Here is a 19,931-nt window from a genome sequence, read left to right as displayed (position 1 = left end):
CGCTCGGCTAAGGTAAGGCAGACCTAAGTCGTCGAGGGAGGCCACCGTGTCGAACGTCATCCCGTTCTCCGAGGCCCTGCGCCTGCGCATCGGGCAGTCCGGCGCGGACGACGAGGGCGCCGCCTTCATGACCTCGCTGATGACCGGCTCCGGCAGCCGCGACGACTACATCGCGCTCATCTCGCAGCACTACTTCGTCTACGAGGCCCTCGAGGCCGTGGCGGAGGACATGGCCGGCGATCCGGTCGCGGAGCCGTTCCTCTCGGCCAAGCTCACCCGCCTCCCCGCGATCGCGGAGGACCTGCGCTTCCTCGTCGGCGAGGACTGGCGCGAGCGCATCCGCCCGCTGCCCTCGACCAGCGCCTACGTCGACCGGATCCGCACCGTGGCCTCGGGCTGGAGCGGCGGCTTCGTCGCCCACCACTACACGCGCTACCTCGGCGACCTCTCCGGCTGCGCGATCGTCCGCGGGCTGCTGCAGCGGCGGTTCGGCTTCGAGACCAACGGCGTCGGCTTCTTCCTCTTCGGCGAGATCGCCGCACCGTCGGCCTTCCGCGCCACCTACCGCGAGCAGCTCGATGCCGCGGGCTGGGACGAGGAGGAGCGCGAGCGGGTCATCGCGGAGGTCGCGGAGGCGTACCGGCTGACGACGGAGCTGTTCCGCGATCTCGCCCGGACCTGCGCGGCGGCCTGAGGCCCCTGCTCCGACGTCCTCCGCGGGGCGTCAGTCCGCGGACGCCTCCGCGACGGCGGCCGGCTCGGCTCGCCGCTCGGACATGAAGCGCAGCACGTCCTTGTCGACGATGATGTCGCTCGGCCGGAGCGGCCGCGTCAGGTAGAGCCCCTCGAGGCTCGTGATGCGGCTGAGCGCCACGTAGGTCTGCCCGGGGGCGAAGGCGCGCTGCCCGAGGTCGACCACCGCGGAGTCGTAGGTCTTGCCCTGCGACTTGTGGATCGTGACCGCCCACGCCAGGCGGAGCGGGAACTGCGCGAACTCGGCGACGATCTCGCGGGTGAGCTTCTTCGTCGCGGCGGAGTAGGAGTAGCGGTAGCGCTCCCAGGTCGCGGGCTCGACCTCGTGGACCTCGCCGTCCACCTCGACCCACACCGTCCCCGCGACCTTCGTCACGCGGCCGATCGTGCCGTTCACCCAGCGCTGCTCGGAGTCGTTGCGCAGGAACATCACGTGCGCGCCGATCTTGAGCTCGAGGTTCTGGTCCGCCGGATAGGCGCGCCCGCCGAAGTCGCCGCTGATCTCGGCCGACGCGGTCTTCAGCGGGCCCTTCAGCCGCGCGAGCGCCGCCTGGTTGATGCGGTTGACCGTGTCGTTGCGGGTCGCGAGCGTGATCGCATCGTCCGCCGGAGGCGTCCGCGCGCCCGCGGCGTTCAGCACGTCGGCGATCTCCTTCGTCACCATGCCGAAGCGGACCGCGTTGAGCATCCACTTGAAGCGCTCGTCGCTCTGCCGGTGGATCCGGCCGAGCTCGACGATCCGCAGCGGCGCCTCCTGCCAGACGAGGGCGTCGAAGAACCACAGCGAGCGGTAGCGGTCGGCGAAGTAGGCGCGCTCCTCCGGATCGCCGGGAACGGGTGCGAGCTGGAACGGGTCGCCGAAGAGGACGACCTGCACGCCCCCGAACGGCTCGGAGCGCCGCTGCCGCGCCTGCCGGAGGCTGCGGTCGATCCCGTCGAGCAGGTCGGCGTTGACCATGGAGATCTCGTCGATGACGAGCGTGTCGATGGTGTTGAGGAGCTTGCGCAGCTCGGGCGGCTGGTCGAGGTCGGAGTCGGCGATGACGCCGATCGGCAGTCGGAAGAGCGAGTGGATGGTCTGGCCGCCGACGTTCAGCGCCGCGACGCCGGTGGGGGCGCAGATGACGATCTGCTTGTCGGTGTTCCAGCTCAGGTGGTTGAGCAGGGTGGACTTGCCCGTGCCCGCGCGACCCGTGACGAACAGGTGCTCGCGCGTGTTCTCGATGAGGTCGAAGACCCGCTGCTGCTCGTCGGAGAGGGTCGGCTGAGTCACCGCTCCACTGTACCCGCGGGCCGCCGGGACCCCGGGGCCCGGGCGCGGATCAGCCGCGCTTCTGGAGGGCGGCCAGGCGGTCGTTGTAGGCCGTGAGCTCGGCCTCTCCGGTGCGGTCGGCCTGGCGGTCGCGGCGCTTGGTCTCGCGGGCGTCGGAGCGGCTCCACATCATCGCGACGACGATCGCGAGCGCGAGGGTGGGGATTTCGCCGATGCTCCACGCGATGCCGCCGGCCGCCTGCTGATCGGCGAGCGCGGACGTGCCCCAGCCCATCGCTCCGTACCAGTCGGCGAGGAGCAGCCCCTCCCCCGTCATCAGTGCGAGGCCGAAGAAGGCGTGGAACGCCATGGTGCCCAGCAGCAGCAGCAGGCGCATCGCGTAGGGCACGCGGTGCACGCTCGGGTCCACTCCGATCAGGACGCTGACGAAGAGGTACCCGGTGATCAGGAAGTGGACGATCATCCACTCGTGGCCGATGTGGTCCGTGGTGGCCCAGCGGAACAGCGGGGAGTAGTAGAAGCCCCAGAGCGACCCGACGAACAGCAGCGCGGCGACGATCGGGTGCGAGATCGCGGTGGCGAAGCGCGAGTGCACGGCGAGCAGCACCCACTCGCGGGCGCCCCGGGAGCCGTCGGTGCGGCGGGCGGCGGCGCGGGCGATGAGCGTGACCGGTGCCGCCGGGACGAGCAGCAGCGGCACCGCCATGGTGAGGACCATGTGCGAGAGCATGTGGGCGCTGAACAGGTACTTCTCGTACGCGTTCACCCCGCCGTTCGTGATGTAGGCCAGGAGGAGCATGCCCGCGATCCAGAGGATCGTGCGGTGCAGGGGCCAGCGGTCGCCGCGGCGGTGCAGGCGCACCACTCCGGCGACGTAGAACGCGATGGCGAAGGAGCAGACCAGGAGCCAGACCAGGTCGATGTTCCAGAGCGTGAGGAAGTTCATCGCGCTCGCGGGCGGCGGCAGGGGCTCGCCCGTCAGCAGCTGGGCCGGGGTCGGATCCGTGAGCTGGCTCGCGGCGATCTGGTCGACCGGGGTCGCGGTGCGCGCGAGCGCCGCGGCGACTCCGGACGCGATACCCATGAAGGCGATCTCGGCGCCGACGAGCCACCAGAAGCTGCGGCCGCCGACGCCGCCGGCCTTCCGCATCCGCTCGATGAGGTAGCGGCGCTGCAGCACGCCGAACAGGCCCAGCGCGACCAGCGCCGCGACCTTGACCAGCACGAGGATCCCGTAGCCGGTGAGCAGGTTGTCGAGAGTGGCGAGCCGGAGCTCGGCGCTGACGTAGCCGGACGCCGCGACCACGACGAAGCTCACGAGCGCGAGGCTGGAGTAGCGCTCGATCACGGGCAGCAGGCGGGAGCCGCCGAGCAGGGGCCGCAGGGCGACGACGGTGATGAGGCCGCCCAGCCAGATCGCCGCGAAGACGAGGTGCAGGCCCAGCGCCGTGACGGCGGCGTCGTGCCCGCTCGCTCCCGCCGCGTGCCCCTGCTGCGCCATCGGCAGCAGCGTGAGCAGGGCCAGGCCCGTGACGAAGACGAGCGCGGTCTGGTTGCGGACGGCGAAGCAGAGGACGGTGACGACGGCCGCGAGCAGGGTCGTGATGAGCCAGGCCTGGCCGACCTCGATGCTGCCGATGAAGTAGCTGAGCTTGGTGCCGAAGTCGCGGTCGAGGCTCAGAGGCGTCTGCGTGACGTTGAGGAAGGTGAGGAACCCGGTCACCGCGCTGGCCGCCGCGAAGAAGGCGGCGCTGGCGGCGGCGACGTCGAGGGCGATCGAGAACTCGGTGCGCGGCTCGGGCGCGGCCTCGGCGGGCGCGGGGCGCGCGGGGGCGACCGCGGTGCGCGTCGATCCGGCGCGGGAGGAGGACTGGCCGCCGCGCGAGGACTGGCCGCCGCGCGAGGAGGCGTGAGCGGTCGAAGATCGGGACGAGGACCGGGCGTCGCGGGCGGCGGCGGCGCGGGGGCTCAGCGCGAACAGCGTCAGCACGAGCGAGCCGATCATGCCCGCGGCGCCCAGATTGACAGCCAGCTTGGCGATCGGGAGGCCGTAGCGGACCACGGGGCCGGGATCGTTCAGCAGCGGAGCCGCGGCTCCCCCCCCGAAGGCCAGGGCCGCGAGGAGGGCGACGAGCGCTGCGGCGACGAGCACGAGCGCAGGGCCGACGATCCGGACGGTTCGATTCACCGGTCCAGCCTACGTTCCGCGGCTGATCGGCAGCCGCGTCCGCGGACGATCGGCAGCCGCGTCCGCGGACGATCGGCGGCCGCGTCCGCGGACGACGACGGCCCCGGCGCAGTGCCGGGGCCGTGTCGGAGGGCGCGACTACTTCGCGGCGGCCTTGAGCTTGGTGCCCGCGGAGACCTTGACCGAGTGGCCGGCGGCGATCTGGATGGTCTCGCCGGTCTGCGGGTTGCGGCCGGTGCGTGCGGCGCGGGAGGTGCGCTCGACGGCGATCCAGCCGGGGATGGTGACCTTCACGTCGTTCGACACGGAGTCGGCGAGGGTGGTGAAGAGCGAGTCGAGGACGCCGTTGACGGCGGCCTGGCTCTGGCCGGAGTCGGCGGCGATCTTCGCGACGAGCTCGGTGCGGTTGAGCGACTTGTCAGCCATGGAGTGTCCTCCCAGGACGTTCTCGCTGTCGGAACAGCTGGTTTCGATGGATCGTCCTCGGCCGGGGACGGACGTCCTCAACCGGTCGGACCGTCGGTAACCTACCAGCCCCGCCCCGGATCTCCGGCGATTCCGGCCTCGAGACGCCCGGAACGACGCCGATCGCGCCGGTCGGTCCCTCCACAGGAGGCGCTCGGCGCCTCTCGTCCACCGGTCCGCCGATCGCCTCTCCGCAGAGTCCGCCGCCTGACGAGGATCGGCTCATGACGACGACGGCACTCCTCCCCCTACCCGCTCCGGCCGACGCGGCCCTCCCCCGGCCGCCCCGGCGGCACCCTCCCGCCCACCGGCCGTACGAGCCCGGCCTCGCCGCGCTCGCGCTGGGCCTGCTCGCGCTCGCGTCCTCCGTGCATCCGCTCTGGGCCCTCCCCGCCGTCGCCGTGGCGGTCGCCGCGGTGATCGCGTCCGTGCGGGCGCTGCGGTGGGCGGGCGAGCGGAGGAGCGCGGTGGCCGGGCTCGCCTGCGCGGCTCTCGCGCTGCTCGTCTGCTCCGTCACGGCTCCCGCCTCCGTGCGGGCGGGCCTCGCCGTGCTGGCCTGGATCACCGCCCTGCGGCCCGGTCCGTGAGCGGGCGCGGCTCCGGTCCAGCCCGCCTCGCTACAGTGACGGCGGCCCGCGCCCGAGCGGGCCGGGAGGACGGCCACGATGGCTCAGACGGACGGTTGGATCTCGACGGCGATCTGGTGGCACGTCTACCCGCTCGGCTTCACGGGCGCCGAGGCGAGCGCCTCGGAGGGTCCGGGTCCGGACGACGAGCCGCAGCACCGCCTCCGCGCCCTGCTCCCCTGGCTCGACGACCTGCTGGCGCTGGGCTGCAACGGGCTGCTGCTCGGGCCGGTCTTCGCCTCCTCCACCCACGGCTACGACACGGTCGACCACTTCCGGGTCGATCCCCGCCTCGGCGACGAGGCAGACCTCGACGCGCTGATCGCCGCGTGCCGCGAGCGCGGGATCCGGGTGCTGCTCGACGGGGTCTTCAACCACGTGGGACGGGAGCACCCCTGGTGGCGTGCCGCGGTCGCGGCCGGCGAGGGCTCCCCCGAGGCGGCGCGCTTCTCCCGCAGCGAGCGGTCGCAGGAGGTCGACGGCCTCCGCGTCGACGTGTTCGAGGGGCACGACGCCCTGGTCGAGCTCGACAACGGGAACCCCGAGGTCGCGGAGCACGTGTCCTCCGTGCTCGCGCACTGGCTCGAGCGGGGCATCGACGGCTGGCGGCTCGACGCAGCGTACGCGGTCGCGCCGGCGGCCTGGCACGCGGCGATCGACCCGGTGCGGCAGCGCTTCCCCGACGCGTGGTTCGTCGGCGAGGTCATCCACGGCGACTACACCGGCTACGTGCGGGAGTCGGGGCTCGACTCGGTCACGCAGTACGAGCTCTGGAAGGCCGTCCGCAACTCCCTCGAGGAGGCGAACCTCTTCGAGCTGGCCTGGTCCCTGAAGCGCCACGACGACTTCGTCCGCGAGTTCCTGCCCCTGACCTTCGTCGGCAACCACGACGTGACCCGGATCGCCAGCGCCGTCAGCGACGAGCGCCACCACGGCCACGCCACGGCGATCCTCGGCTTCGTCGCCGGCGTGCCGAGCATCTACTCCGGCGACGAGCGGGGCCTGCGCGGCGTCAAGGAGGAGCGGATCGGCGGCGACGACGCGATCCGCCCGGAGTTCCCGGCCGATCCCGCCGAGTGGCCGGGCGGGGAGGCCTACCGGGCCCACCAGGAGGTCGTCGCGTTCCGCCGACGGAATCCGTGGCTGGTCGGCGCGAGCACCCGCACGGTCGACCTCTCCAACACCGCCGTGATGCTCGTGGCGGAGGGCCCGGAGGGACGCACCGCGCGGCTCGCGCTGAACATCGGCGACGAGACGGCGACCGTCGGCGGCGTCCAGGTCGCTCCCCACTCCTGGTCGCTGCACGACTGACCCGGCGCGCAGGCGGCCCGGCAGTGCGCGACGGAGCGTCGACCTCCGGGGGCCCGTCCTCTACGCTCGGGCGCATGCCGAGACCTGCACGAGGACCCTCCGACGGACGAGCCGACTCGATCGACGACGCCGGGATGCCGGAGTCCGGACTCGAGCAGGCGTTCGCCGCCCCCGTCGACCCGGAGAGCGACCCCGGACCGGGCGAGAGGAGCGGCCTCTCGAGCCGCATCGCCCAGGAGCTGCTCGAGGACGGCTTCGGCCTCGACGCGAGCGACGAGGAGGCCCCGTCCCGCGCCGTCGAGATCGACGATCCCTCCCGCGCCGTCGGGGACGATCCCGCCCACCCCGTGCACGGCTCGATGTCCGGCGAGTTCGAGCGCCGCTGAGCCCGGCCGCCCTCGGTCGGTCGTCGTCGGCCCTGCTCCGCCCTCCGGCCGTCGTCACCCCGCCGGTACCGCGCCGCCCGCCGCCGGAGCCGGATCCGGGCCGCCCGCCTGCAGCTCGGCGAGGAACCCGGGCCGGAGCACGCGCGCCTCGATCGACGCGGCTCCCGAGGTCCAGCCGTCGCCGAGCGGACGCTCGGGCGTGAGCAGCACGTGGCCCGGCGTCCCGGCTCGGCCGAGGACGGCGGCGACGCGGCCCTCCGGATCGTAGAGGGCGTGGTCGACGAGCGGCCCGTAGACGGCGTGCACCGCGAAGTCCTCGCGGCTGCCGAGAAGGACGGGCAGCAGCTCCTCGCCCGGGCGCAGGCCGTGGGGCCACCAGCGGAAGCGCTCGACGAGCTCGTGGCAGGCGGCGCACGAGGGCGAGAAGAAGACGAGGTGCGTCGCCGGGTGGGACAGCTCCTCGAGCGTCAGGAGCTCGCCGGCCACCGTGACGAACGCGAGGTCGGCGGCCGAGAGGTCGCCCTCGGGCGCGCGCCCCGGCGCGGACTCCCTGTCGGCTGCGGACAGGCGGGCGGCCGCCCGGACGCGAGCGGCCGTCGACGCCGCACGGCGGTCGCGCACCAGCACGAGCGAGACCGCGGCGAGAGCGGCGGCGAGCCCGGACGCCGCCGCCGAGGCACCGCCGCCGCCGAGCAGCGCGGCCGGAGCGAGCCCGCCGAGCGCCCCGGCTACCGCGAGCGCGAGCAGCACCGCGTTCCTCGCGACGGTGCGTCCGGTCATCCGCGCCGAGCCCAGCCCGCCGAAGCACTCGCAGTCGACGTCCTCCGTCGCCCGGACCGCGCGGACGGCGACGACGAGGAACACGGCGTCGAGGAGCGCCACCGGCACGAGGGCGGCACGGTGCGCCGGAGCGGGCGCCAGCACCACCGCGGCGCCCAGCGCGATCTCGGCGACGGGGAAGGCGGCCGCGAACCAGCCGCGGCGCCGGAGGAGGAGGGGGACCCCGAGCGCCTCGAGGCTCGCCCGGAACCGCTCCGTGCGGCCGAGCTTCAGGGCGCCGCTGACGACGAGCACCGCGCCCGCGCACCACGCGGCGATCGCGAGAACCGCCTCCAGCATCCGTCGCCCTCCTCGCTCGGCATCGACCCGCGCGACGCTACCGGCGCGGACCGGCCTCCCGCGGCCGAGGCGGGGAACGGGGCGGAGACGGCGCGATCCGGCGCGTTCCGCCCGCCGGACGAACCGCTGCCGGCGCATCCGGTGCCCCGATCCGGCCAGGCGGGCGCCCCCGGGCTCCCTCCCGGTCCCGGACGGCCGCTCCGCCGTACACTGCGAGAGGATCGGAGGGGTCATGCGGGGACGGCGAGCGCGCGACGAGCGGCACGGCACGGCGACGACCCCGCCTGCGGACGCCGCTCCCCCGGCAGCGGTCCCGGCTCCGGCCCCCTCGGACTCGCCGGACGACGCCTCGGGCGACGTCTCGACCGGGATGCGGATCGCGGCCGCCTGGTCGTGGCGCTTCCTCGCCGTCGCCGGGCTCCTCTACCTCCTCGTGCGCCTCGTCTCGCTGCTGCCCGTGATCGTCGTGCCGGTGCTGATCGCGCTGCTGCTCACCGCGCTCCTCACCCCGCTGCGGAACCGGCTCGAGCGCCTGCGGCTCCCCCGCCCGCTCGCGGTCCTGGTCTCGATCGTCCTGATGCTCCTCCTGCTGACCGGCCTCGTCGGGCTGGTGATCGTGCAGTCGCGCTCCGGCTTCAGCGGAGTGGGGCAGCGCGCTCTCGACGCGGTCGACGGCGTCGAGGCGTGGCTGCGGAGCCCGCCGCTGTCGTTCTCGGACGTCCAGCTCTCGGACTGGGCGCAGCGCGCGGTCGACTGGGCCGACGCGCAGGCGTCGACGATCGCGTCCGGGGCCCTCGCCGTCGGCTCCCAGCTGGCCGAGGTCTTCGCCGGAACCCTCCTCACCCTGTTCTCGCTGATCTTCCTGCTCCTCGACGGCCGCCGGATCTGGCACTGGTTCCTCCGCCTCCTCCCCCGCCGCGCTCCATCGCCGGGCGGGCGCGGCGGCGCCGCCGGCTGGCGGACCCTCAGCCAGTTCGTGATCGCGCAGCTCGGCGTCGCCGGGATCAACGCCGTCGGCATCGGCATCGGCGCGCTCGCGCTGCAGCTGCCGCTCGTCGTGCCGATCGCGATCGTGGTGTTCCTCGGCTCGTTCGTCCCGATCCTCGGCGCGATCGTGACCGGTGCGCTCGCCGCGCTGGTCGCGCTGCTGTTCAGCGGGCCCGTCGCCGCGCTGGTGATGGTCGGCGTCGTGATCCTGGTGCACCTGCTCGAGGGGCACGTGCTGCAGCCGCTCATCCTCGGGACCGCCGTGAAGGTGCATCCGCTCGCCGTGGTGCTCGGAGTCGCGACCGGGCTCGACGTGGCCGGGCTCGCCGGGGCGCTGTTCGCGGTGCCGACCATCGCGACGCTGAACGCGGCGGTCACCGCCATGCGGGCGCGCGCGCCCGGAGCGGAGTGAGCGCGTTCGATCCGGCCGCCCGACCCGGATCGACGGTGCTGCCCGCCCTCGCCTGCCCGGTCTGCGGCGGCGCGCTCGCCCCCGACGCGCTCCCCCGCCCCTCCTCGCTCCGCTGCACCCTCGGGCACAGCGCCGACCTCGCGCGTCAGGGCTACGCCTCGCTGCTGCGCGGGAGGCACGCGACCTCGGGCGACACCGCGGCGATGGTGCAGGCCCGTGCCGACCTTCTCGGCTCCGGCCACTACCGGGTGATCCAGGACGCGGTCGCCGCGGCCGTCCCCGCCGGCGCGCGGCTCGTGGTCGACCTCGGCTGCGGCACCGGGGCGTACCTCGCGGCCGTGCTCGAGGCGCATCCGGCGGCGGACGGGCTGGGCCTGGACCTCTCGGCCCCGGCCGCCCGCCGCGCCGCCCGCGCGCACCCCCGGGCGGCGATCGCGACCGCGGACCTCTGGCAGCCCCTCCCGCTGGCCGACGCCTCCGCCGACGCGCTGCTCACCGTCTTCGCGCCGCGGAACGCCCCGGAGATGCGGCGGGTGCTCCGTCCGGGCGGCGTCGCCGTCGTCGTCACTCCGCGCGAGAGGCACCTGCACGAGATCCGCGAGCGGTTCGGGATGCTGGGCATCGACGCCGGCAAGGCGGAGCGGCTCGACGAGCAGCTGGCGGGGTTCGCGCTCGAGGAGCGCATCGAGCTCGACACGACGGTGCTGATGAGCGTCGACGAGCTGCGCGCCGAGGTGCTGATGGGGCCGAGTGCCCACCACGTGGATCCCGAGGCGCTGGACGCGCGGCTCGCGGCGGTGGAGGGGACGACCGCGGTGACGGTCGCGGTCACCGTGTCGCGCTTCGTGCGCGCGGAGTAGCGGCGGGCGCGCCGTCGGCCCCGCGTCAGTACGTCTCGCGCAGGCGCTCCTGGTCGACCACCGCTTCGCGGTCCGCGAGGCGGCGCAGGCCCGCGAGGGGCTGGGCCATCCGGTGGTTGCCGCGGAGGACCGGCTCGGCCCGGTCGAGGAAGGCCCAGTACCCGGCGGTCACCGGGCAGGCGTTCTCGCCCAGGCGCACCTTCGGGTCGAAGCGGCAGCCGCCGCAGTAGTCGGACATCCGGTTGATGTAGGCGCCGCCCGAGGCGTACGGCTTCGTCGCGACGACGCCGCCGTCGGCGTGCTGGGACATCCCGATCACGTTCGCGGGCATCACCCACTCCGTGCCGTCGACGAAGACGTCCACGAACCAGTCGTTGAGCTCCGCCGGATCCCACCCCCGCTGCAGTCCCCAGTTGCCGAGCACCATCAGGCGCTGGATGTGGTGCGCCCAGCCGTGCCGGTGCACGTCGTCGAGCGTCTCGTGCAGGCAGTTCGCCTCGATGCTGCTCGGGTCGAGAGCGAGCAGCTCGGCGGGCAGCGGCGTGGAGGCGCCGAGCGCGCGGCTGCGGTTCCGGTACTCCGGCCCGAGGTGCCAGAACAGGTTCCAGACGTAGTCGCGCCAGCCGAGGATCTGGCGGATGAACCCCTCCGTCGCCGCGATCGGCGCGCCCCCGGCGGCGTACTCCGCCTCGGCCGCCTCGACGACCGTCCGCGGATCGAGCACGCCGAGGTTCATCGGGGCGCTGAGCAGCGAGTGCGCCATCGTCCAGTCGCCCGAGAGCATCGCGTCCTCGTAGGTCCCGAAGTCGCCCAGGCGCGACGACACGAAGTCGGCGAGCGCCGCCTCGGCCTCGGCGGGCGTCGCGGCGAAGCGGCGCGGACCGTCGGCGCCGACCAGGCGGACCGCCCCCTCGGCCTCCCAGCGCGCGAGGTCGGCGCGCACCTCCTCGTCGATGTCGTCCTCCTCCGGCCACCACGGGTCGGGGAGGCCGAGCCGGGAGGCGCCCTTGGGCGGAGGCTGGCGGTTGTCGTGGTCGTAGTTCCAGCGGCCGCCCTCGGGCTGGTCGCCGCGCATCAGCACGCCGGTGCGCTCGCGGCTCCACCGGTAGAAGTCCTCCAGCAGCAGGCGCTTGCCCGAGCGGGAGAGCGCCCACTCGCGGAAGTCCTCCTCGGCCGTGATGAAGCCGCGGCTGGGCAGGACGCTCATGCCGAGCCTGCGGGCGAGGCGGCGGCCGCCGCGGGTGGGCGGGTCGATCACCTCGAGGTCGTCGCGCCCGGCGAGGGCCTCGCCGAAGGTCTCGGAGCGGACGTACTCGGCGCGGTCCCCGAGCTCGCGGGCGCGGTGGCGGAGCGCCGACAGCAGCAGCTGCGCCTTGGCGCGGTGCATCGGGCGGCGCCCGAACGCCGATCGGGCCTCGACCAGCAGCATCGGACCGCCGTCGTCGAAGGCCGGTCCGAGCTGGCCGATGACGCTCCAGCGGGTGCGAGGGGGTCTGCTCATCCTCGGAGGCTAGGCGGGCGGATCCGGCGCCGGTAGGAGTTGCGCGGCACGGATGTGCAGCCGCCACGTCTTGCACCCCCGCCCCCGATGCAGAAGTCTCGGAGCGAGCGCGGCCGATCCGACCGCGCACCGACGCGACGAAGCGAGGAGGCCGCCATGGCCCACCACGACCACGACAACGAGCACCACGAGGGTCACGAGCACCACGACCACCACGAGGGTCACGACGAGCACGCCGCCGGCCACGGCCGTCACGTCGCCGAGGGCACGAGCACCGAGGACACCGAGGGCGGCGAGTACACCTCGACGGAGGGCGTCTCGCACACCGCCGGCGAGGCCGAGGGCAGCTACGTCGACACCTCGGTGAACGAGCAGAGCACCGCCGACAAGGGCAGCTACGTCGACACCAGCGCCGCGGGCACCTCCGCCGAGGGCGAGGGCGAGTACACCGACCGCGACGAGTGACCCGCGCCCGGGCGCCGCGCGTCCCGCCGGGACACCGCGCTCCCGCCGGTGTCCCGGCGGGGAGCCGGCGCCTCGGCGGGACGCGGTGGTCCGCCGGCGCTTCAGGCGGGCTTCAGCGGGGCCGCGGCTAGCCTGGGCTCGCGCGGACCCCCGCGCGCCGAGCCCGGGGAGGCCGCCATCCGCATCCTGGTCGTCGACGACGAGATCAACCTGCTCCGCGCCCTCGAGACGGGCCTGGAGGCCGAGGGCTTCGCCGTGGACACCGCGACCACCGGCACCGACGCCCTCTGGTACGCGCAGGAGGCCGACTACGCCGCCATCGTCCTCGACCTGATGCTCCCGGACGTCAGCGGCTTCCGCGTCTGCGAGCGGCTGCGCGCCGCCGAGGACTGGACCCCGATCCTGATGCTCACCGCGAAGGACGGCGACCTCGACCAGGTCGAGGCCCTCGACACCGGCGCCGACGACTACCTCACCAAGCCGTTCTCGTTCCCGGTGCTCGTCGCGCGGCTGCGGGCCCTCATCCGCCGCGGAGCCGCCGAGCGGCCCACGGTGCGCGTCGTCGGCGATCTCGTGCTGGATCCGGCCTCCCGGACCGTCGAGCGGGGCGGAGTCGCCGTGCCGCTGACCGCGCGCGAGTTCAGCGTCCTCGAGTACTTCGTCTCGCGGGCGGGCGAGGTCGTCTCCAAACGCGACGTCCTCGGAGCCGTCTGGGACTTCGACTACGACGGCGACCCGAACATCGTCGAGGTCTACGTCCGCACCCTGCGCAACAAGATCGACCGGCCCTTCGGCCGCGACACCCTCCGCACCCGGCGCGGGGCGGGCTACACGCTGGTGGCCGGGTGAGCCGCCGGAGCCTGCGGACCCGCATCACCGCGGCCGCGACCGCCGTGGTGGCCGCCGCCGCGCTCCTCGGGAGCGTGCTCTTCGTCCTGGTCCTCTCCTCCGTGCTCGCCTCGAGCGCCGCCTCCGCCGCCGACGCCGAGGCGGAGCGGGTCGCGGTGCTGGTCGAGCAGGGCGGCCCGGAGGCCGTCCGCGGCTCGGAGGGACTGGTCCAGCTCGTGGTCGACGGGCGGGTCGCCGCCGCGGGCGAGGACGCGGAGGACCTCCCTCCGCTCGCGCTGGCCGAGAGCGACGACCCGGTCACGGTCGACGTGGAGGACGAGGGAGCGGTGGTGGTCGCCGCCCGCGAGCTCGACGACGACTCCCTCGTCGTGGTCGGCGTGCCCGACGAGGGCCGCGAGGAGGCGGTGTCCACGACGATCGGGCTGCTCGCGGTCGCCGTCCCGCTGCTGATCGCGCTGGTGGCGGTGGTGTGCGCCGTCGTCGTCGGCCGGGCGCTGCGCCCCGTGGAGCGGATGCGCGAGGAGGCCGAGGCGGTCACCTCCTCCGCCCTGGACCGCCGGATCGCCGCTCCCGGCTCCGGCGACGAGGTCGACCGGCTGGCGCACACCCTCAACCGGATGCTCGATCGGCTGCAGAGCGGGCAGGAGCGGCAGCGGCGCTTCGTCTCGGACGCCTCGCACGAGCTGCGCTCCCCCGTCGCGGCGCTGCGTCAGACCGCGGAGGTGGCGCTCGCGCACCCGGACCGGCTCGACTCCGACCGGCTGGCGAGGACGGTCGCGGAGGAGTCGGTGCGGCTCGGCGGGCTGATCGAGGGCCTGCTGCTGCTCGCCCGGGCGGACGAGGCGCGCCTGGCCGTGGCGGCGGCTCCCGTGGACCTCGACGACCTCGCCCTCGGCGAGGTGCGGCGCCTGCGCGACTCCGGAGCCCGCGTCGACGCGAGCGGGATCTCGCCCGTGCAGGCGGTGGCCGACGAGGCCCTGCTCTCGCGGGCGCTGCGGAACCTTGTCGACAACGCGGCGCGGCACCGTTCCTCGCAGCTGGCGCTCTCGACCCGGATCGACGGAGCGGAGGCGGTGCTCGCGGTGGACGACGACGGGCCGGGGATCCCGGCGGCGGAGCGCGAGCGGGTGCTCGAGCGCTTCGTCCGCCTCGACGAGGGCCGGACGCGCGACGCCGGAGGGTCGGGCCTCGGCCTGGCGATCGTCGCCGGGATCGCGCGGGCCCACGGCGGCCGGGTCGTCGTCGGCGACTCGGCGCTGGGCGGCGCCCGGGTCGAGGTGCGGGTGCCGCTCGTCCGCTGAGCGGGCGCTTCAGGCCTCCTTCAGCGCCCGACCGCGAGAGTGCTGGAGGCGTCGACGAGCGGCGCCGGGACGGAGCCATCGTGCAGAAGAAGACGAAGATCATCGCCGGGATCGCCGGAGCGGTCGTGCTGATCGGAGCCGGGACGGGCATCGCCTACGCCGCGACCGACGGCTTCGAGGGATCCGACTCCCTCACCGGCAGCGACCTGGACCGCGCGAGCGAGGCCGCGCTCGCCGAGATCGGCGGCGGGACCGTCACCTCGGCCGAGCGCGACGACGACGGCGCCACCGGCTACGAGCTGGACCTGACCGACCGCGCCGGCCTCGAGTACGAGGTGCGCCTCGACGACTCCTTCGCCGTCGTGTCCGTCGACCCCGACGACCGCGCCCTCCAGGCCGGCTCCGACGACGACGGCGTGCCTGCCGGCGACCCGACCGCCGCCGCCGTGGACCCGGACGACCTCACCGGCGACGACCTCGCCCGCGCGAGCGAGGCGGCGCTGGGCGCCGTCGGCTCCGGGACCGTCACCGAGGCCGAGCGCAGCGACGACGCCGACCACGCCTTCGAGGTGGAGGTCACCCGCGAGGACGGCACGGACGTGGACGTCGAGCTCGACGCCGCGTTCGCCGTGCTCTCGACCCAGGAATAGCGCTCTAGCGGCCGCCGGGGCCCTTCGCGGCCCCGGGTGCGGCACCGCTGCCCGCGGGGGCGCCGACGCCGGTCGCCGCACCGCGAGCGCCCGGGCCGTTGCCGTTGCCGCCCGCGTTGCCGTTGCCGTTGCCGTTGCCGTTGCCGTTGCCGGGAGCGTTCCCGCTGTTGCCGGGTGCGCCACCGCTGTTCCCCGGAGCGTCCCCGCTGTTCCCCGGAGCGTCGTCGCCGGGAGCGGCCGGGGTCTCCTCCGCGGGCTCCTCCGGCTCGGTCGGCGTCTCCTCCGGCTCCGACTCCTCGGGCGAGGGGGCGGGGTCGTCCTCGGTCTCGACGGGGGCCGGCGTGTCCTCCGGCTCCTCCTCGATCGGGGTCGTCTCCTCGGGAGCCGGTTCGGTCGTCTCGGCCGGTGCCGGCTCCGGGGCTCCCGCGATCAGGGCCTCGAGGTCGCCGCGGACGACGTCGACCTGCGCCTGCACCGTCGCTGCGCGGTCGGAGCTGACGGAGCCCTCGGCGAGCGCGGCGTCGAGCGCCGACTGCAGCGAGGCGAGCTCGGTGAGAGCGCCCTGGTAGTCGTCGGCCGAGGCCTTCTCGGCGACGGCCACCACCGCGTCGTCGAGGGTCTGGGCGGTGCCCTCGTCGATGCCCTGCGGCGCGGAGGAGCATCCGCTCAGCAGCAGGACCGAGGCGAGCACGGCGCCGGCGGCGTGCAGTCGGAGGCCCCTCACGAGCGGATGCTCTCGCGCAGCTGACGGAGGTGGTCGCCCAGCTCGCCGTCCACCTGCGGCAGAGGCGACTGGGGACCGTCGATCAGGATGATCGCGAGCCCGACGGCGACCGCGACCAGCGCGAGCACCAGCACGATCAGCCACGGGCTCGGGCCGCGGCGCTGCGGAGGGGCGGCCGCGGGGCGGAGCGGCGCCGGAGCGGTCTGCGGCGCTGGAGCGATCCGCGGTGCCGGAGCGATCCGCTCGGTCGCGGTGAAGCGCTGCGTCGGAGCGATCGCCTCCGTGGCCGGGTAGGCGTCGGCCGCGAGCCGGCGGGTCGGGTCGAGCGCCTCCGTCCGCGTGATCGGCTCGGTCTCGGCGAGCGGCTCCGTCGACATCACCCGGGTGGCGGGGACGTCGGGGACGACGATGGCCGCCGGCGGGGAGTCGCGCCGCGGATCGATCAGGCGGCGCGCAGACTCCGCCACCTGCAGCGCGGCGGGACGCTCGCCGGGCTCGCGCCGCGTCATCGCGGTCAGGAGCGAGGTCCAGCCGCTGCCGAGCGACTCCGAGACCTCGGGGTCGCGGAGCAGGCGGGCGAGCGTGACCTCGATCGCCGAGCCCGTGAACGGGCGGCGGCCGGTCAGCGACTCCAGGAGCACCAGGCCGAGGGAGTAGATGTCGCTCGCCGAGGTGACCGGGTCTCCGTGCGCCTGCTCGGGGCTGAGGTAGGCGGCGGTGCCGATGAGGGTGCCCGGCGCGGTGATCCGCGTCGCGTCGATGAGGGAGGCGATGCCGAAGTCGGCCAGCTTCGGGCGGAACTCGCGGCTGGTCAGCGGGCTCGGGACGAGCAGCACGTTCGACGGCTTCACGTCGCGGTGCACGACGCCGGCCGCGTGGACCGTGTGCAGCGCCTCGCCGAGGTCGCCCGCCATCGAGGCGACGTCGTTCGGCGCGACCGGGCCCTCGGCGAGCCGCTCGGACAGGCTCGGGCCCTCGGCGAGCTCCATCACCATGTAGGCCTGGCCGTTGGTATCGTCGCCGCCGTCGTGCGCGTCGTAGAGGGTGACGAGGGCGGGGTGGTTGAGGGCCGCGAGCAGCCGGATCTCGGACGCCTTGCGCTGCAGGTCCTGCGCGTCGTCGATGCCGGGGGCGAACATCTTCAGCGCGACGGAGCGGCCGAGGACGCCGTCTCGCGCCCGGTAGACCGTGGCCATGCCGCCGCGGCCGATGAGCTCCTCGATCGTGTACCGGCCGTCGACCGTCGTCCCGACTATGCGGGTGTCGCCTGTCCGGTGGGATGCCACAAGTCCTCCTCGCGGTCGGCGGCGGGTGTGCCGCGCCCCCCGGTGCGACCGTCGACCCAGGGTAGTACGTCGACCCTGCACGCCGCCCTCCCCCGGCCGGGCTGTCAAGCGGGTGCCCCCGCGCGCGCCCCGACGTAGCGTCGGAGGTCCCGACGAAAGGCGACGACATGGACCAGGACCGCACGGAGCAGGACGACCAGGGCTCGACCATCGGCAAGCCGGACGGGGCGGCGCCCGCCACCTCCTCCGAGAGCGAGACCATCGAGAAGGACATCTCGGAGTCGCCCGGCAGCGAGCGCGAGACCGAGGCCAAGCAGGACTCGGACCCGGCGGAGAGCCGCACCGAGGTCTCCGGCTCGGCCGAGGTGAAGGCCGTGCCCGGCACGGGCGGCCCGGACGACGTGGGCGACGTCGAGGTCGACCCCGACGAGGTCTCGCTGAACGGCAAGCCGTTCCCGGGTCACGCCGGCACGAAGTAGGACGCCCGGGAGGGGCGGGGCCGCGGCTCCGCCCCTCCCGTGCTCTCCGGTCCGCCCACCACCGGTCGTCCGCCCTCGCCCGGAGGTTCCGCGGACCGCGCGGATCGTCCCGCGCCTGTCAGGCGAGCGGCGTCAGGCGACCGGCGTCAGCAGGCCCGGGTCGCGGCGGTCGACGGTGCGGGAGTTGTTCACGCGGCGGTCGACCGGGTGGGCCGTGACGGTCGAGGCCATCGCGACGGACGCCCGGTCGAGGGTGGCGAGCATCTCCTCGGCGGAGGCGAGCGGAGCCGGGTCGAGCCAGGCGTCGCGCACGTCGGGCGTGAGGAACACGGGCATCCGGTCGTGCACCTCGCCGGAGGCGTCGCGCGCCTCGCGGGTGATGATCGTGAAGGAGACGCGCCAGTCGTCGCCCTCCTTGCGGGCCGTGTAGAGGCCGGCCGCGGCGAGGATCGGCTCCTCGCCCTGCAGGAACCAGGGCTGCTTGCCGTCGGCGCGGGTCTCCCACTCGTAGTACCCGCGCATCGGCACGATCGCGCGCTGCTTGGCGAACGCCCCGCGGAACAGGCCGTTCGTCGCGACCGACTCGAGGCGCGCGTTGATCGGCGAGGGCCCCCTGCCCTTCGACCAGGACGGGGTGAAGCCCCAGGACGCGAGCTCCAGCTCGCGCTCCCGCTCGCCGTCGTGGAGCCGCTCGCGCACGATCGGCGCGACGTCGGTGGGAGCGACGCTGTAGTCGGGCGCCCAGTCCTCGGCGCGCCCGCCCGCGGCGACGAACTCGCGGATCAGCTCATCGGTCTCGGAGTCCATCGCGAAGCGGCCGCACATGCGGGACAGGCTACGCCGCACCTCCGACGCCGCGCGAGGCGCCCGGTCCGACCACCCGGGACTTCGCGGACCAGAAGCGCATCAGCGCGCCGGCGAGGATCGAGCCCAGCGCGCCGGCGGCGAGATCGCCGAGCGTGTCCTCGTAGCCGACGAAGATCGAGGAGTCGATGAAGCGGTGCCCCGCCCACTCGCCCCACTCCCACAGGACGCCCGCCGTCGTCCCGAAGCAGGCGCAGAGCACGACCGCCGGGAGCAGCGGCCCGCGATCGCCCGCGACGGCCGGCACGACTCCGGCCCGCGCGGCGACGATGTAGGCCACCGCGGCGATCAGCCCGTTGAGCACGCAGTGCACGACCAGGTCCCACTGCGGCCAGGCCTCGTAGAGGCCGAGGACGCTGCTCCAGGACGCCACGAGCAGCGCGAGCCCGAAGAGGGCGTCGAGCGCCGGACGGATGCCGAGGAAGCGCGGCAGCACCAGCCCGATCGCCGCGAGCGCGAGCACCGCCACGTCGACCAGGTCCCAGCCGATGGCGGCCGCCACGATGCTCGCCGCCCCGATCGCGCGGATGCCGTCGGCCGTCCACTCCCCGCGGGTGCGCGGGGGCTCGAGGAAGGTCTCGACGAGGGCGGAGCCGCTCACGGGTTCGTGAAGCGCAGCACGGCCTGGACCGGCTCGTGGTCGGAGGGCGCCGCTCCCCCGTAGCGGACGGCGTTGATCCCGGCGGAGACCACCTCGAACGCGCCCTCGCTGACGAGCAGCCAGTCGATCCGCTTGCCCGGCGCCGGCGCGCGGTAGTTCGAGAAGGTGCTCCACGAGTGGGTGAGGTGCTTCTCCGCCGTCTCCCACGCGTCCGCGAGGCGGCCCTCGTCGAGGATCGTCCGGTAGGGGACGGTGTCGACGTCGGTGTTGGTGTCGCCCATCACGATCGCGGGGCGTCCGAGCTCGAGGACGCGGCGGGCGATCAGCTCGGCGGAGCGCTGGCGCGAGCGCCGCGAGATGTGGTCGAAGTGGGTCGAGATCACGGTGAGCTCGCGGCTGGTCGCGTGATCGGTCAGCTCCGCGATCACGGCGGTGCGCGGGATGCGGTTGCCCCAGCTGCGCGAGCCGGCGACGTCCGGGGTGTCCGAGAGGGCGATCTGGGTCCAGTGCCGGACGGCGTAGCGGCTGCGGTCGACGAAGAGCATCACGCGCTCGCCGCCGCGGTCCGCGTCCCGGCCGAAGCCCATCGCCTCGAAGGAGGAGCCCAGCGCCTCGTGCACGGCGGCCGACTGGTCCGGCAGCGCCTCCTGCACGGCGAGGATCGAGGGGCGCTCCTGCTCCAGCACCCGCTGGACGAGCGGGCGACGCCGGTCCCACTGGTCGACGGCGCGGGAGGTGAGGCGCGGCATCCGCCGGCGGATGTTGTAGGTCATCACGTGCAGATCGGGCGCCTCGGTCGGGCCGATCAGAGGCGTCGCGTCGGTCATCACT

At 74.5% G+C, this 19,931-nt stretch carries 21 protein-coding genes; 11 read left to right on the top strand and 10 right to left on the bottom strand.

The window, feature by feature from the left end; genetic code table 11:
- Positions 1–46 precede the first annotated feature (46 nt).
- On the top strand, positions 47–694 hold the full coding sequence (locus C5D50_RS06905; RefSeq protein WP_104226125.1) for a heme oxygenase (biliverdin-producing): 648 nt from the start codon (positions 47–49) through the stop codon (positions 692–694).
- A gap of 30 nt (positions 695–724) precedes the next feature.
- Here C5D50_RS06905 and C5D50_RS06900 read toward each other — a convergent pair whose 3' ends face one another.
- The 3 genes from C5D50_RS06900 to C5D50_RS06890 all read right to left on the bottom strand — a co-directional run bounded on the left by C5D50_RS06900 (position 725) and on the right by C5D50_RS06890 (position 4,640).
- The gene (locus C5D50_RS06900) at positions 725–2,026 is read right to left on the bottom strand and encodes an ATP-dependent RecD-like DNA helicase (protein ID WP_104222908.1); all 1,302 of its coding nucleotides are present in this window, start codon (positions 2,024–2,026) and stop codon (positions 725–727) included.
- A gap of 49 nt (positions 2,027–2,075) precedes the next feature.
- Entirely contained in the window at positions 2,076–4,214 is a 2,139-nt protein-coding gene (locus C5D50_RS06895; protein ID WP_258069575.1) for a bifunctional copper resistance protein CopD/cytochrome c oxidase assembly protein, read from the bottom strand.
- A gap of 138 nt (positions 4,215–4,352) precedes the next feature.
- Positions 4,353–4,640, bottom strand: a complete 288-nt coding sequence (locus tag C5D50_RS06890; protein WP_056037903.1) for an HU family DNA-binding protein — start codon at positions 4,638–4,640, stop codon at positions 4,353–4,355.
- Between the two features lie 263 nt (positions 4,641–4,903).
- On the opposite strand from C5D50_RS06890, the gene C5D50_RS06885 reads away from it, so the two are divergent.
- The 3 genes from C5D50_RS06885 to C5D50_RS06875 all read left to right on the top strand — a co-directional run bounded on the left by C5D50_RS06885 (position 4,904) and on the right by C5D50_RS06875 (position 7,002).
- Complete coding sequence (locus C5D50_RS06885; RefSeq protein ID WP_104288973.1) at positions 4,904–5,266, top strand: hypothetical protein; 363 nt, start codon at positions 4,904–4,906, stop codon at positions 5,264–5,266.
- Positions 5,267–5,344: 78 nt separating this feature from the next.
- Positions 5,345–6,616, top strand: coding sequence for an alpha-amylase family glycosyl hydrolase (locus C5D50_RS06880; RefSeq protein ID WP_104283130.1), 1,272 nt, complete (start codon positions 5,345–5,347; stop codon positions 6,614–6,616).
- Positions 6,617–6,690: 74 nt separating this feature from the next.
- Positions 6,691–7,002 carry a hypothetical protein gene (locus tag C5D50_RS06875; RefSeq protein WP_146086901.1) on the top strand — a complete coding sequence of 104 codons (312 nt, stop codon included), beginning with the start codon at positions 6,691–6,693 and terminating at the stop codon, positions 7,000–7,002.
- A 54-nt stretch (positions 7,003–7,056) separates the two neighbouring features.
- Here C5D50_RS06875 and C5D50_RS06870 read toward each other — a convergent pair whose 3' ends face one another.
- Positions 7,057–8,121, bottom strand: a complete 1,065-nt coding sequence (locus C5D50_RS06870; protein WP_104283128.1) for a MauE/DoxX family redox-associated membrane protein — start codon at positions 8,119–8,121, stop codon at positions 7,057–7,059.
- 232 nt (positions 8,122–8,353) lie between these two features.
- Between C5D50_RS06870 and C5D50_RS06865 the strand changes: the two genes are divergently transcribed.
- Together C5D50_RS06865 and C5D50_RS06860 are read left to right on the top strand one after the other, a co-directional pair.
- On the top strand, positions 8,354–9,520 hold the full coding sequence (locus C5D50_RS06865; RefSeq protein WP_104288972.1) for an AI-2E family transporter: 1,167 nt from the start codon (positions 8,354–8,356) through the stop codon (positions 9,518–9,520).
- The gene (locus C5D50_RS06860) at positions 9,517–10,380 is read left to right on the top strand and encodes a methyltransferase domain-containing protein (protein ID WP_104283127.1); all 864 of its coding nucleotides are present in this window, start codon (positions 9,517–9,519) and stop codon (positions 10,378–10,380) included. Before C5D50_RS06865 ends, C5D50_RS06860 begins: the two co-directional genes overlap by 4 nt.
- A gap of 25 nt (positions 10,381–10,405) precedes the next feature.
- Here the strand turns inward: C5D50_RS06860 and C5D50_RS06855 are convergent, their stop codons facing one another.
- Positions 10,406–11,881 (bottom strand): cryptochrome/photolyase family protein, encoded by a 1,476-nt coding sequence (locus tag C5D50_RS06855; protein WP_104283126.1) that lies wholly within the window; start codon positions 11,879–11,881, stop codon positions 10,406–10,408.
- Between the two features lie 156 nt (positions 11,882–12,037).
- Between C5D50_RS06855 and C5D50_RS16690 the strand changes: the two genes are divergently transcribed.
- The 4 genes from C5D50_RS16690 (at position 12,038) to C5D50_RS06835 (ending at position 15,146) form a co-directional block, all read left to right on the top strand.
- Entirely contained in the window at positions 12,038–12,346 is a 309-nt protein-coding gene (locus C5D50_RS16690; protein WP_208543601.1) for a hypothetical protein, read from the top strand.
- Between the two features lie 177 nt (positions 12,347–12,523).
- The gene (locus C5D50_RS06845) at positions 12,524–13,195 is read left to right on the top strand and encodes a response regulator transcription factor (RefSeq protein ID WP_104249963.1); all 672 of its coding nucleotides are present in this window, start codon (positions 12,524–12,526) and stop codon (positions 13,193–13,195) included.
- Positions 13,192–14,496, top strand: coding sequence for an ATP-binding protein (locus C5D50_RS06840; protein ID WP_104283125.1), 1,305 nt, complete (start codon positions 13,192–13,194; stop codon positions 14,494–14,496). Before C5D50_RS06845 ends, C5D50_RS06840 begins: the two co-directional genes overlap by 4 nt.
- Before the next feature lie 80 nt (positions 14,497–14,576).
- Positions 14,577–15,146: a PepSY domain-containing protein gene (locus C5D50_RS06835; protein WP_104283124.1), complete on the top strand. Its 570-nt coding sequence runs from the start codon at positions 14,577–14,579 to the stop codon at positions 15,144–15,146.
- Between the two features lie 4 nt (positions 15,147–15,150).
- Here C5D50_RS06835 and C5D50_RS06830 read toward each other — a convergent pair whose 3' ends face one another.
- Both C5D50_RS06830 and C5D50_RS06825 read right to left on the bottom strand, forming a co-directional pair.
- Positions 15,151–15,870, bottom strand: coding sequence for a hypothetical protein (locus C5D50_RS06830; RefSeq protein WP_104283123.1), 720 nt, complete (start codon positions 15,868–15,870; stop codon positions 15,151–15,153).
- Positions 15,867–17,156 (bottom strand): serine/threonine-protein kinase, encoded by a 1,290-nt coding sequence (locus tag C5D50_RS06825; protein ID WP_104283122.1) that lies wholly within the window; start codon positions 17,154–17,156, stop codon positions 15,867–15,869. Before C5D50_RS06825 ends, C5D50_RS06830 begins: the two co-directional genes overlap by 4 nt.
- 167 nt (positions 17,157–17,323) lie before the next feature.
- On the opposite strand from C5D50_RS06825, the gene C5D50_RS06820 reads away from it, so the two are divergent.
- Positions 17,324–17,635, top strand: a complete 312-nt coding sequence (locus C5D50_RS06820) for a hypothetical protein (protein ID WP_104222919.1) — start codon at positions 17,324–17,326, stop codon at positions 17,633–17,635.
- Positions 17,636–17,767: 132 nt separating this feature from the next.
- Here the strand turns inward: C5D50_RS06820 and C5D50_RS06815 are convergent, their stop codons facing one another.
- Genes C5D50_RS06815 through C5D50_RS06805 form a run of 3 tightly spaced genes read right to left on the bottom strand, consistent with a single transcriptional unit; the run spans position 17,768 to position 19,927 of the window.
- A complete protein-coding gene (locus C5D50_RS06815; RefSeq protein ID WP_104226115.1) occupies positions 17,768–18,460 on the bottom strand; it encodes an SOS response-associated peptidase in 693 nt (230 codons plus the stop codon).
- Positions 18,461–18,470: 10 nt separating this feature from the next.
- Positions 18,471–19,100 carry a hypothetical protein gene (locus C5D50_RS06810; RefSeq protein ID WP_104226114.1) on the bottom strand — a complete coding sequence of 210 codons (630 nt, stop codon included), beginning with the start codon at positions 19,098–19,100 and terminating at the stop codon, positions 18,471–18,473.
- Complete coding sequence (locus C5D50_RS06805; protein ID WP_104283121.1) at positions 19,097–19,927, bottom strand: endonuclease/exonuclease/phosphatase family protein; 831 nt, start codon at positions 19,925–19,927, stop codon at positions 19,097–19,099. The genes C5D50_RS06810 and C5D50_RS06805 overlap by 4 nt, the downstream gene beginning before the upstream one ends.
- Positions 19,928–19,931 lie beyond the last annotated feature (4 nt).

Origin of the sequence: Rathayibacter sp. RFBD1, assembly GCF_002932915.1 — a bacterium.
In the GTDB taxonomy this organism is placed as follows: domain Bacteria; phylum Actinomycetota; class Actinomycetes; order Actinomycetales; family Microbacteriaceae; genus Rathayibacter.
Note: the sequence above shows the minus strand (reverse complement) of the source record. Positions and strands in the feature narration are given on the sequence as shown.